This is a genomic window from Micromonospora fulviviridis (assembly GCF_014648395.1).
Lineage (GTDB): Bacteria > Actinomycetota > Actinomycetes > Mycobacteriales > Micromonosporaceae > Micromonospora > Micromonospora fulviviridis.
The window spans coordinates 580161-592112 of the sequence record NZ_BMRA01000002.1; the positions used below are offsets into that span (position 1 = coordinate 580161).

Annotated in this window: 11 protein-coding genes; 4 read left to right on the forward strand and 7 right to left on the reverse strand. The window is 74.2% G+C overall.

Annotated elements, in window-relative coordinates; all coding sequences use genetic code 11:
* Nucleotides 1–201: 201 nt before the first annotated feature.
* From IEY96_RS07675 to IEY96_RS07705, 7 genes are all read right to left on the reverse strand, one after another.
* Nucleotides 202–948: an MBL fold metallo-hydrolase gene (locus tag IEY96_RS07675; RefSeq protein WP_189194076.1), complete on the reverse strand. Its 747-nt coding sequence runs from the start codon at nt 946–948 to the stop codon at nt 202–204.
* 225 nt (nt 949–1173) lie between these two features.
* Nucleotides 1174–2139: a PLP-dependent cysteine synthase family protein gene (locus IEY96_RS07680; protein WP_091312998.1), complete on the reverse strand. Its 966-nt coding sequence runs from the start codon at nt 2137–2139 to the stop codon at nt 1174–1176.
* 11 nt (nt 2140–2150) lie between these two features.
* Complete coding sequence (locus tag IEY96_RS07685) at nt 2151–2516, reverse strand: MoaD family protein (RefSeq protein ID WP_189194077.1); 366 nt, start codon at nt 2514–2516, stop codon at nt 2151–2153.
* Nucleotides 2517–2587: 71 nt separating this feature from the next.
* Nucleotides 2588–3073: a M67 family metallopeptidase gene (locus IEY96_RS07690; protein WP_189194078.1), complete on the reverse strand. Its 486-nt coding sequence runs from the start codon at nt 3071–3073 to the stop codon at nt 2588–2590.
* A 55-nt stretch (nt 3074–3128) separates the two neighbouring features.
* Entirely contained in the window at nt 3129–3632 is a 504-nt protein-coding gene (locus IEY96_RS07695; protein ID WP_091313008.1) for a DUF2017 domain-containing protein, read from the reverse strand.
* A complete protein-coding gene (gene clpS / locus IEY96_RS07700) occupies nt 3629–3919 on the reverse strand; it encodes an ATP-dependent Clp protease adapter ClpS (RefSeq protein WP_091269570.1) in 291 nt (96 codons plus the stop codon). Before clpS ends, IEY96_RS07695 begins: the two co-directional genes overlap by 4 nt.
* A 115-nt stretch (nt 3920–4034) precedes the next feature.
* Nucleotides 4035–5600 carry a P-loop NTPase family protein gene (locus tag IEY96_RS07705; protein ID WP_189194079.1) on the reverse strand — a complete coding sequence of 522 codons (1566 nt, stop codon included), beginning with the start codon at nt 5598–5600 and terminating at the stop codon, nt 4035–4037.
* 197 nt (nt 5601–5797) lie between these two features.
* Between IEY96_RS07705 and IEY96_RS07710 the strand changes: the two genes are divergently transcribed.
* From IEY96_RS07710 to IEY96_RS07725, 4 genes are all read left to right on the forward strand, one after another.
* On the forward strand, nt 5798–8476 hold the full coding sequence (locus IEY96_RS07710; RefSeq protein ID WP_189194080.1) for a LuxR C-terminal-related transcriptional regulator: 2679 nt from the start codon (nt 5798–5800) through the stop codon (nt 8474–8476).
* A 16-nt stretch (nt 8477–8492) separates the two neighbouring features.
* Nucleotides 8493–9779 (forward strand): nicotinate phosphoribosyltransferase, encoded by a 1287-nt coding sequence (locus IEY96_RS07715; protein WP_189194081.1) that lies wholly within the window; start codon nt 8493–8495, stop codon nt 9777–9779.
* Nucleotides 9780–9792: 13 nt separating this feature from the next.
* Complete coding sequence (locus tag IEY96_RS07720) at nt 9793–10374, forward strand: isochorismatase family protein (RefSeq protein WP_189194082.1); 582 nt, start codon at nt 9793–9795, stop codon at nt 10372–10374.
* A gap of 64 nt (nt 10375–10438) precedes the next feature.
* Nucleotides 10439–11653 (forward strand): MFS transporter, encoded by a 1215-nt coding sequence (locus IEY96_RS07725; protein WP_189194083.1) that lies wholly within the window; start codon nt 10439–10441, stop codon nt 11651–11653.
* Nucleotides 11654–11952 lie beyond the last annotated feature (299 nt).

The window sequence follows — 11952 nt, forward strand, 5'->3', positions numbered from 1 at the left end:
CGGACACCGGGAAGACGGATCGGCAAACCGCAGCTCAACGAGCTGCTGCGTGGATGGCTGCAGAGCAAAGGCTGGCGCCGGCGACCTGCCGTCGGGACCAAGCCGGACACGGAGCGTCACACGATACTGCCCTACGGTGCGTGATCGGGACTCGCACCTCCGGCGGCGACCGACGGCAATGCGGCGCGCCGACCGGCCCGGTCAGACCTCGTAGCTGGCGCCGGCGCGGACCACCTCGAGCGGACCGGCGTAGGCGCCGGCCGCCGACTCCACGGTGTGCGACTCGCTGCCCCAGGCGGGGACGAGGTGGGTGAGCAGCAGCCGACCCACCCCCGCCTTGGTGGCCGCCTCGCCGGCCTCCCGGCCGGTCAGGTGCAGGTCCGGCGGGTTCTCCACCCCGTCGAGGTAGCTGGCCTCGCAGAGGAACAGGTCGGCGCCCTGGGCCAGGCGCAGCAGCGCGTCGCAGGGCGCGGTGTCCGAGGAGTAGCAGAACACCCGGCCGCCGTGCTCCAGCCGCACCCCGTACGTCTCGACCGGGTGGTTCATCTGGTCGACGGTGACGGTGAACGGGCCGATGGGGAAGGTGCCCGGCTGGAGGCCGTAGAACTGGTAGACGTCCTCGACCGTGCTGTCCTCCTGCCCGTACGCGCTGGCCAGCCGGTCCGGCGCGCCGGAAGGGGCGTACATCGGCAGGGGCGGGTACGGGCCGTCCGGGGCGTACCGGCGCACCACCACGTAGGTGACCGCGTCGAGCATGTGGTCGCAGTGCAGGTGGGTGAGGAGGATGGCGTCGGGGGCGTGCAGCCCGACGTAGCGCTGGAGGGTGGACAGCGACCCCGAGCCGAAGTCGATCAGGAGCCGGAACCCTTCGGCCTCCAGAAGGTAGGCGGAACAGGGAGACTCAGGCCCGGGAAAGCTGCCGGCGCAGCCGAGAACGGTCAGTCGCATCCGGTCGCCTCGATCTCACGCTCGGTAGTCGACACGCCGGCGGTCGCCCCGCCGATGATCTCTACCGACGCGTTCGCCACGCTGCGCAGCCTACGCGTCGGCCCGGTCGGGCAAGAATCATCTGCCGGAAGTTGTCATCAACGTGACACCCGCACGCGTCCGGTCCCGGGAAGTAACGGTCGGTTCGGCCAGCGGCGTCCGCGGACCGAACCGACCGGCCGGTGGTCAGGCCCAGAGCTGCCCCTCCAGGGCGTCCTCGGCGTCGGCGAGGGTGCCGCCGTACGCCCCGGTCGACAGGTACTTCCAGCCGCCGTCGGCGACCACGAAGGCCACGTCGGCGCGGCGGCCGTCGCGGACGGCCTCGTGCGCCACCGCGAGGGCGGCGTGCAGGATCGCGCCCGTGGAGAAGCCGGCGAAGATCCCCTCCACCTCGACGAGCTGCCGGGTGCGCAGCACCGCGTCGCGGGTACCCACCGAGAAGCGCCGGGAGAGCACCGAGGCGTCGTACAGCTCGGGCACGTAGCCCTCGTCGATGTTGCGCAGCCCGTAGACCAGCTCGCCGTAGCGGGGCTCGGCGGCGACGACCTGGATGCCGTCGACCTTCTCCCGCAGGTAGCGTCCGGTGCCCATCAGGGTGCCGGTGGTGCCCAGGCCGGCCACGAAGTGGGTGATCGTCGGCAGGTCGTGCAGCAGCTCCGGCCCGGTCGTCTCGTAGTGCGCCCGGGCGTTCGCCTCGTTGCCGTACTGGTAGAGCATCACCCAGTCCGGGTGCTCGGCGGCGATCTGCTTCGCCGTGGCGACGGCCTGGTTCGAGCCGCCGGCGGCCGGCGAGAAGATGATCTCCGCGCCGTACATCCGGAGCAGCTGGACCCGTTCGGTGGAGACGTTCTCCGGCATCACGCAGACCAGCCGGTAGCCGCGCAGCTTGGCCACCATGGCCAGCGAGATGCCGGTGTTGCCGCTGGTCGGCTCCAGGATGGTGTCGCCGGGGCGGAGCCGGCCGGACTCCTCGGCCGAGCGGACCATGAACAGGGCCGCCCGGTCCTTGATGCTGCCGGTCGGGTTCCGGTCCTCCAGCTTCGCCCAGAGCCGCACCGGCGGTGCCCCGTCGGGCACCGTCGGCGAGAGTCGGGGCAGCCCGACCAGGGGCGTGCCGCCGCAGGCGTCGAGCAGGCTGTCGTACCTGGCCATGGCCGCCCGCCTCAGCGGGCGGCGACGGCCGCGCGGTGACCGGCGATCGCAGCCGCGGCGGCGCTGTGCTGCGCGATCGCGGCTGCCGCCGCGAAGCCGAACGCGCCGCCGGCCACGGCCGGCAGGATGGTGACGCTGTCGCCGTCGTTGAGCTTGGCGTCGAGCGCGCCCAGGAAGCGGACGTCCTCGTCGTTGACGTAGACGTTGACGAACCGGTGCAGCGCACCGGCGTCGGTGACCAGCCGGGCCCGCAGGCCGCCGTGCCGGGAGTCCAGGTCGGCGAGCAGGTCGCCCAGGGTGTCGCCACTGCCCTCGACGACCTTCGCGCCGCCGGTGTAGCTGCGCAGGATGGTGGGGATGCGAACCTCGATGGCCATGGTGTCTCGTGCTCCTTGTTCGGGTGCTGCCAGGTGACGGAAGGAAGAAAAGGTGTGCCGGCGCTGGAAGATCAGCGGTCGGAACACTCGTAGTCGACCGTCGCCGGGCTCTGCCCGAACATGTAGGACTGGACGGCGTGCGGGTCCACGGCAGCCACGATCTCGACCGGCTCCTCGGTGACCACGCCGTCGACGATCCGGAAGGACCGGATCTCCTCGGTGTCGGGCTCGCGGGTCGAGACGAGCAGGTAGTGCGCTCCCGGCTCCCCGGCGAAGGAGATGTCCGTGCGGGACGGGTAGGCCTCCGTCGCGGTGTGCGAGTGGTAGATGACGACCGGTTCCTCGTCGCGGTCGTCCATCTCCCGCCACAGCCGCAACTGCTCCATCGAGTCGAACTCGTAGAAGGTCATGGAGCGGGCGGCGTTCGCCATGGGGATGTGCCGGGTCGGGGTGTCGCTGCCGACGGGACCGGCGACCACGCCGCACGCCTCGTCAGGGTGGTCTCGGCGCGCGTGGGCCACGATCGCGTCGATGATCGACCGGTCGATGCTCAGCACGCCGCCCAGCCTAGCGCCTGGCGGTCCCGGGCGGCGAGGTGGTGACCGTCACGGCTCAGTCGATCAGGGCGTTGAGCAGGGACTCCTGCAGATATCCGAGGTACGCGTAGACCGATAGTTGGAACACCCGGGACGAGGTGGGGTCCTCGGCGACCGCGTCGTCCAGCTCCTCGCCCAGGTCGGTGCCGTCCTTGATCTCCAACCGGACGCCCATGGCCAGCCGGGCGTCGTTGAGGGCGCGCAGCCACGCCTCGGCCGCCTCCGCGTCCAGCCGCACCTCGCCGCCGGCCTCGCCGTCGGGCAGCGCGGCGAGGATCGCCCCGGCCTGGTCGATCTTGGCGGTCTTGAGGTCGCCCTCGGTGTAGCGGCGGAACTCCGCGCTGCCCGCCGCGTCGTCCGGGTAGACCTCGGGGAAGAGCCGGCCGACCACCGGGTCGCCGTGGTCGAAGCCGTCGGTGAGCAGGCCGACCACCTCGGAGGCGACCTTGCGCAGCACCCGGACCTCGTCCACCGCGAAGGTGGCCACGTAGCGGTCGCCCTGGCGACGGAACATGCTCATGACCGGTCCACCGTCGCCCAGAGGCCGTACGCGTGCAGCTGCGACGCGTCGTGCTCCATCCGCTCCCGCGCGCCGCTGGAGACGACCGCCTTGCCCTTGTGGTGCACGTCCAGCATGAGCTGCTCGGCCTTCTCCCGGCTGTATCCGAAGAGCTTCTGGAAAACCCAGGTCACGTACGTCATGAGGTTGACCGGATCGTCCCAGACGATGGTCACCCAAGGCCGGTCGGAGACCGGCACCTCTTCGGTGTCCGGCGTCTCGACCGGCGCAACCTGTGGAGCCGCCATGCCCCCCATCGTGCCACCGGATCCGGGGAACCGATGAACCGGAACGGCGCGGCGGTCGGGATCACCCGCCCGGGCCGCGTACGCCGGTCCGGGCGGCCGGGCGGCGGCCCCGACCTCAGGCGAGCAGGATGCCGTGGTCGACAGCATCGGTGAGGACCGCGCCCAGCGAGAGGCGGATCACCTCGAAGCGACGGGACACCTGCCGGGACAGCTCCAGCTCGACCTCGCGCAGCGCCCGCTGGGCCCAGGAGCGGGCGGCGTTCGGGTCGGCGTTGCCGGGGACCCGCCAGTGCTGCCAGCACCCGCCGTTGAGGGCCACCCCGACGGGCGGGAGCGCCTCGTCGCGCTCCGCCCCCGGACAGGCGGCCAGCGCGTCGAGCGCACCGGCCCCGGCCAGCCCGGCCACCCCGGCCGTGCTGGTGACCAGGAGCACGCGGTCCAGCTCCGGGCCGTCCGGGTGGTCGGCCAGGCCCCAGCGCACGGCGTGCACGATCCGGCGGCGTACCCCCTCGGCGAGCGGCGCGCCGAAGACCCGGCCGGCCGCGTCGTCGATGATGCCCCGGACCGCCTCGTCGCACTGCGCGGTGGCCAGCAGCGACAGCGCCTCCATCTCGCGGTCGAGCAGCTGCGGCAGGCCGGCGCAGCCCACCCCGAAGACGATCTCCTGCACCACCCGGAGGTGGATGTCGGCCAGCTCCAGGGCGAGGTGCTGGCGGATCCGCTGGGCGCACGAGCGGGCCTGGCGGTCGATCCGCTCGGTGAGGTCGGCCGGCTCGACGCCGGCCACCACGGGCACCCGGCCGTGGGCGCCGGGCGGTTCCGGCGGGCGGGAGCTGGCCCGGCGCAGCCCCTCGTCGGCGGCCCAGCCGACCAGCGCGCGGCGCAGCACCGAGTGCTCGCCCTGGCGGACCGGGAACCAGCGGGCCGGGGCGAGCGCGGGCACCGCGGCCAGCAGCGCGGCCCGGTGCGCCGCGACGGAGACCTCCACCGGGTCGTACCGGCGGGCGGCGGGGCCGGGCGGGCCGGACCGGCCGGCCGACGACCCGGACGCCCCCGTGTCCTCCGTCGTCGTGCCGTCCGCCGGGCCCGCCCAGCCGGCCACGCCGGGGGTGACGGCGAAGAACACCTCGACCCGGGTGCGCGCCACCTCGGCCAGCAGATGCAGCTCGGCCGCGCTGAACGCCTGGTCGGCGGAGATCACGAAGAGCAGGGCCCCGGCCCGGCCCGCCGCGTCGAGCAGCACCCGGCCGCCGGCCACCCCGAGGGTGCCGGTGTCCGGCGTGTCGAGCACGGCGAAGTGCCGCAGCAGCGGGTCCGGCAGGCTCAGCTCCACCCGGCGCGGCGGGCGGGCCAGCGCCGGACCGGCGGCGAGCGGGTCGGCGCCGTAGGAGTGCGGCTGGCGGTAGCCCGGCACGTACGCGGCGCGGGTGGGCACCTTGGCGTGGTTGACGAGCAGGTGGCTGCCCGCGGGCACGGCGAGCATCCCGGGATCCAGCCCGAGCAGGCCGGCGAGCAGCTCGCGCCGGCCGGCCCCGGCCGGGCCGGTGACCACGACACTCAGCGGCTCCTCCGGCCCAGGCTCGGTCACCCCGAGCCGGGTGGGCAGCGGGGCGCAGCGGGGCGGCTCGGCGAGCCCGTCGGGGTCGGGCACGTCGATCGCGGGGAGCGGACCCGGCTTCATCAGTCGGCCTCCCGGTGAGGCGACCGGGTTGCGGTCCGGTCGCGTGGAATTCCCTGGTCGCAGGGGATGTCGGAAGAGTACGGCTGTCGCGGATCCGACACCGAACACATCCGATACTCACGAGTAATCACCAGATTACTCAACTTCGCTCCGTGACGGTATGCGCGCGGAGGGAACACCGTCGATATGCTGCACCGATGAGTCGCTGGGACTTCGTCGGCCGCACGGATGAGCTCAACCGTCTGTTGTCGGCGGTCGGCGGTCCGGAGGGACGCGGGCTGCTCTTCAGTGGAAGCGCCGGGGTGGGCAAGAGCCGGCTGCTGCGCGAGGGGGTGGCCGCCCTCCCCACCGACCGCTACGCGATCTGGTCCGTCGCGGCCAGCGCCACCACGGCCGCGCTGCCGTTCGGCGGGCTGGTCCAGGTGCTCCCCGCCGCCCAGCCGCAGGGCCTCTCCCCCGCCGGTGTCCTGCGCTGGGCGGTCGACGTGCTCCAGGAGCAGGCCGCCGGCCGGCCGATCGTGCTGGCGATCGACGACGCACACCTGCTCGACCCGCCGTCGGCGGCGCTGGTGCACCTCATCGCCCGCTCCGAGAACGCCACGGTGCTCGGCACGCTGCGCAACGGCGAGCAGATCCCGCTGCCGATCCGCGCCCTGTGGACCGACGACCTGGTCGACCTGGTGGAGCTGGGGCCGCTCGGCCCGAGCGAGACCACCGGACTGCTCGCCGCGATCCTCGGCGGGCCGGTCGACGCCGGCTCCTCCGAACGGCTGTTCCGGCTCTCCGCCGGCAACCCGCTGCTGCTGCGCGAGCTGGTGCTGGCCGCCTCCGGCGGCGACGAGCTGAGCCGGACGTACGGGATCTGGAAGTGGACCGGCCGGCTGGAGCTGGCGCCCAGCCTCACCGACCTGATCGACACTCGGATCGGCCAGCTCACGCCCGGCGTACGGGCCGTGGTCGAGCTGGTCGCGTTCGGCGAGCCGCTCGGCCTGCAACTGCTGGAGCAGGCCGTCGACCCGGCCGACGTGGAGGTCGCCGAGGAGCGCGGCCTGATCTCCATGGTGCGCGACGACCGGCGGCTGAACGTCCGCCTCGCCCACCCGCTCTACGGCGAGGTGATGCGCCGGCACTGCCCGGTCAGCCGCACCCGCCGACTCCAGGCCACCCTGGCCGGCCTGCTGGAGCGGGTCGGCAAGCGGCGCCGCGACGACCTGCTGCGGGTCGCCGTGTGGCGGCTCGACTCGGGTACGGCGCAGGACCCCGCCCTGCTGCTCGACGCGGCGGCCCAGGCCTTCGGCCGGTACGACGTGCCGCTGGCCACCCGGCTGGCCCGGGCGGCGTTGGACGGCGAGGGCGGCTCGGACGCGGCGGAACTGCTCGCCATCATCCTCATGTTCGGTGACCGGCCGGACGAGGCCCTCGTGGTGCTCGACCAGGTGGCCGGGGCGATCCAGGACGACCGGCGGCGCGGCCGCTGGCTGACGGCCCGGGGCATGGTCAGCTACTGGGGGCTGAGCCGGGAGTCCACGGTGGAGGAGATCGCTGCGCGGGGCGCCGAGTTGACCGACCCCGCCGACCAGGCCCGCGTCCGCGCCTTCGAGGCGATCATGCGGCTGCACCGCCTGGACGTCGACACCGCGGTCCGGCAGGCCCAGGCGGTGCTGGACCGGCCGGCCGCCCCGATGGCGGCGCGCGAGCTGGCCCGGTGCACCCTCGCGCACCTGCAGGCCGCGCAGGGGCAGTACCGGCGCAGCGCCACGGCGATCGCCCGGGTGGAGGCCGAGGCCGCGTGCTGGCGGGGCGACATGCCCTACCTCCAGCTCGCCATGGAGCTGGCCCGGGGCACCCGCCTGGCGCTCTCCGGCGACCTGGCCGGCATCGACGCGATCGTCGCCGACGAGTTCGCCGACCTGGCCGGCGCCGGCGACTTCCGGCTCGGCACCGGCTACCTCGCCATCCTCCAGGCGTACGCGGCGCGGCTGCGCGGGCGCGGCGACGAGGCGCTGAAGACCAGCCTCGGCGCCTGCGCCGTCCTCGCCACCAGCCGCGTCTACGCCGGTCTGGCGCACGCCGAGCGCGCCCAGGCAGCGGCGCTGCGGGGCGACGCCACGCACGCGGCGGAGGCGATGGCCGAGGCGGACCGCACCCACGCGCCCGGGATGGCGGTGCTCTACCCGTGGCTGGAGCAGGCCCGGGGCGCGGTGCACGCGGTGGCCGGCGACCTGCCGGCGGCGGTCAAGCACCACTGCGCGCTCGCCGACCGCCTGCGCGAGGACGGCCTGGCCGGGCACGAGCTGCTCGTCCTGCTCGACCTGGTCCGGTTCGACCAGGCCGCCGCGGCGGTCGGGCCGACCTGCACCGACGGCGGCCGGCGGACCGTGGCACAACGCCTGGCCGAGCTCTCCGAGCAGGTCGACGGGGTGCTGCCGCCGCTGGTCGCCCGGTACGCCCGCGCCACGCTCGACGGCAGCCCCGACGAGCTGCTCGCCGTGGCCGACGGCTTCGCCGCCCGGGAGCTGACCGTCTACGCCGCCGAGGCGACGGCCATGGCGTTGCACCGGATGGGCCGCAGCCGCGCCGGTGCCACGGGCCCGGCCCGGGAGCGTCTCGCCGACCTCCTCCGCCGCTGTGATGAGGTGTCCACGCCGGCGCTGCGGTTGCTCCGCCCGACGCTGACCGAGCGCGAGTGGGAGATCGGCCGGCTCGCCGCCGACGGCGTGACCAGCCGCGCCATCGCCGAGCGGCTCTTCCTCTCCACCCGCACGGTGGAGAACCACCTCCAGCGGATCTACAGCAAGCTCGGGGTGGCCGGGCGGGCGGAGCTGCGGGCCGCGCTGCGGTCGATGCCGGGCCACGACGGCACGGACCCGGCCTGAACTCTAGGCTGAGGCGGTGACCACCCTTCGCCCCGCGCTGCTGACCGACCACTACGAGCTGACCATGGTCAGCGCCGCCCTCCGGGACGGCACGGCCGACCGTCGCTGCGTCTTCGAGGTGTTCAGCCGGCGGCTGCCGGCCGGCCGCCGCTACGGCGTGGTCGCCGGGACCGGCCGTTTGATCGACCTGATCCGCGACTTCCGGTTCGACTCCGACGAGATCGAGTTCCTGCGCCGCACCGGCGTGGTGGACGACCGGGCCGCCCGGTGGTTGGCCGACTACCGCTTCACCGGCGACGTCGACGGGTACGCGGAGGGCGAGCTGTTCTTCCCCGGCTCCCCGATCCTCACCGTCTCCGGCACCTTCGCCGAGTGCGTGGTGCTGGAGACGCTGGCGCTGTCGGTGCTCAACCACGACTGCGCGGTGGCCGCCGCGGCGGCCCGGATGGTCACCGCCGCCCGCGGCCGGGCGCTGATCGAGATGGGTTCCCGGCGGGCGCACGAGGGGGCCGCGGTGGCCGCCGCCCGGGCCGCGTACCTGGCCGGGTTCCGGTTCACCTCCAACCTGGCCGCCGGCCAGCGCTACGGCATCCCCACCGCCGGCACCGCCGCGCACGCGTTCACCCTGCTGCACGACGACGAGCAGGCGGCGTTCGCCTCGCAGGTCGCCACGCTGGGCAAGGACACCACGCTGCTGGTCGACACCTACGACATCAGCCAGGGCATCCGCAACGCCATCGCCGTGGCCGGGCCGGAGCTGCGCGCGATCCGGATCGACTCGGGCGACCTCGCGGTGATCGCCCAGCAGTCCCGCGAGCTGCTCGACTCACTCGGCGCCACCGAAACGAAGATCATCGTCTCGGGCGACCTCGACGAGTACGCCATCGCCTCGCTCGCCGCCGAGCCGGTCGACATGTACGGCGCGGGCACGGCCGTGGTGACCGGCTCGGGCGCCCCCACCGCCGGCCTGGTCTACAAGCTGGTCGAGGTGGACGGGCGCCCGGTGGTCAAGCGCTCGGAGCACAAGGCCACCATCGGCGGCCGGAAGGTGGCCGTCCGCCGGCACAAGCCGACCGGCACCGCCACCGAGGAGATCATCGTCCCGCAGGGGGTGCCGGACCGGCAGCCCAACGACCGGATGCTCCAGCGCTCGTTCCTCGTCGAGGGCGAGCCGGTGGCGCTGCCCACCCTCGACGAGTCCCGGGAGCACCTGCGGCAGTGCCTGATCTCCATCCCGTGGGAGGGGCTCAAGCTCTCCGGCGGCGACCCGGCCGTCCCGGTGACCGTCGTACCCGCGAGTTGAGAGGAGCGATCCGATGGCCACTGCCTTGATCATCGTGGACGTGCAGAACGACTTCTGCGAGGGCGGCTCGCTGGCCGTGACCGGCGGCGCGGGCGTCGCCGCCGGCATCTCCCGGCTGCTCGCCGCCGAGCCGCAGCGGTGGGACCACGTGGTCGCGACGAAGGACTACCACATCGACCCGGGCGCGCACTTCGGCAACCCGCCGGACTACGTCGACTCCTGGCCCCGGCACTGCGTGGTGGGCACCGCCGGCTCCGAGTTCCACCCGGACCTGGAGACCGGCCGGGTGGAGGCGATCTTCCACAAGGGCGAGCACGCGGCCGCGTACTCCGGTTTCGAGGGGCACGCGGACGACGGCGAGTGCCTGGCCGACTGGCTGCGCCGGCACGACGTCGACCGGGTCGACCTTGTCGGCATCGCCACCGACCACTGCGTGCGGGCCACCGCGCTGGACGCCGCCCGGGAGGGCTTCCGGACCACTGTGCTGCTGGACCTGACCGCCGCCGTCGCGGCCGACACGCTCGACGTGGCGCTGCGCACCCTCGACGGCGCCGGGGTCACCATGGTCGGCGAGCCTGTGATCAGGGCCGCTTGAGCGGGTAATTGGTTGCGGCTGTCGTACCCCCGGCCGAGGATGGCGGCCGGAGGTACGGACCGTCGTGAACTTGAAGCCTTACCGGGAGGCACTCGCCCTGCCCGGTCTCCGGTCGTTGCTGCTGATCTCGGTGCTGGCACGCATCCCGCTCACCGCGACCGGTGTGACGCTCACCTTCCACGTCGTGCTCGACCTCGGTCGCGGCTACGGCGCGGCCGGGCTGGTCGGCGCCGCGTCCACCGTCGGCGCCGCGCTCGGCTCCCCGCTGCTCGGCCGGCTGGTCGACCGGCGCGGGCTGCGCCCGGTGCTGCTGCTCACCACGGTCGCCGAGGGCGTCTTCTGGGCCTGCGCGCCGACCCTGTCGTACCCCGTGCTGCTGCCCACCGCGTTCCTGGCCGGCCTGCTCGCGCTGCCGGTCTTCTCGGTGGTCCGCCAGTCGGTCGCCGCGCTGGTGCCGGCCGAGCGGCGCCGCCCCGCGTACGCGCTCGACTCGATGTCGGTGGAGCTCTCGTTCATGGTCGGGCCCGCGCTGGCCGTGGCCATGGCCGCCGCCGTGTCGCCCCGGCTCACCATGTGGGCGGTCGGCGCCGGGATCGTCGCCTCCGGGATCTGCTTCTGGCTGCTCGACCCGCCCACCCGCGCCGCCGACGAGCCGGCCGGTCCGGCCCGCAAGGTGCCCCGCCGGGAGTGGGTCACCCCCCGGCTGCTCGCCGTGCTGGCGGTCAGCCTGGCCGCCACCCTGGTGCTCGGCGGCACCGACGTCGCGGTCGTCGCCGTGCTGCGCGAGGGCGGCGAGGTCGGCTGGACCGGCGCCGTCCTGGCCATGTGGGCGGTCGCCTCGCTGGTGGGCGGCTTCGCGTACGGGGCGGTCACCCGCTCGCTCTCCCCGCTGGTCCTGGTGGCGGCGCTGAGCCTGACCACCATCCCGGTCGGGCTGGGCGGGGCGCACTGGTGGCTGCTCTGCCTCGCGCTCGTCCCGGCCGGGGCGCTCTGCGCGCCGTCCATCGCCTCGACCTCGGACGCGGTGAGCCGGCTCGCCCCGGCCGGCGTACGCGGCGAGGCCATGGGCCTGCACGGCTCGGCCGTCACCGTCGGCATCGCGCTGGGGGCGCCGCTGGCCGGCGCGGTGATCGACGCCTCGGCGCCGGCCTGGGGGTTCGCGGTCACCGGCGCGATCGGGGTGCTGGTCGCCCTGGCCGTCCTCCCGATCGAACTCCGCCACCGCCGCGAGCCGGCCCCCACCCCGCCCCAGCCCGACCTGGCCCCCGCCACCCCCTGACCCCTCCCCTCCCGCGGAGCGGGCGTTGATCAAGAGGTTTGCGTCAGATCCCGCCCCACTCCCGACGCAAACCTCTTGATCAACGCGCTGGGGGGCCGAGGGCGGGCCCCAGCTCGGCGAGGTGGGGGTGTCCGCGCATCCCCCTCCCTCACCCCGACCATCAGCGGGTCGATCAAGAGGTTTACGTCAGATCCGGGCTCATTCCTGACGCAAACTTCTTGATCAACCACGCCCGCGGTACCCAGCGGGCCGGGCTCCGTGCGCGGTGGGGCCGGGGGAAAGGCGACGGGCGCCGCACC

Coding starts and splice junctions, on each gene's coding strand:
- IEY96_RS07685 (WP_189194077.1), bottom strand. CDS start 2,516: ATGGCCATCGAGGTTCGCATCCCCACCATCCTGCGCAGCTACACCGGC.
- IEY96_RS07680 (WP_091312998.1), bottom strand. CDS start 2,139: ATGGCCAGGTACGACAGCCTGCTCGACGCCTGCGGCGGCACGCCCCTG.
- IEY96_RS07705 (WP_189194079.1), bottom strand. CDS start 5,600: ATGAAGCCGGGTCCGCTCCCCGCGATCGACGTGCCCGACCCCGACGGG.
- IEY96_RS07695 (WP_091313008.1), bottom strand. CDS start 3,632: ATGAGCATGTTCCGTCGCCAGGGCGACCGCTACGTGGCCACCTTCGCG.
- clpS (WP_091269570.1), bottom strand. CDS start 3,919: ATGGCGGCTCCACAGGTTGCGCCGGTCGAGACGCCGGACACCGAAGAG.
- IEY96_RS07710 (WP_189194080.1), top strand. CDS start 5,798: ATGAGTCGCTGGGACTTCGTCGGCCGCACGGATGAGCTCAACCGTCTG.
- IEY96_RS07675 (WP_189194076.1), bottom strand. CDS start 948: ATGCGACTGACCGTTCTCGGCTGCGCCGGCAGCTTTCCCGGGCCTGAG.
- IEY96_RS07720 (WP_189194082.1), top strand. CDS start 9,793: ATGGCCACTGCCTTGATCATCGTGGACGTGCAGAACGACTTCTGCGAG.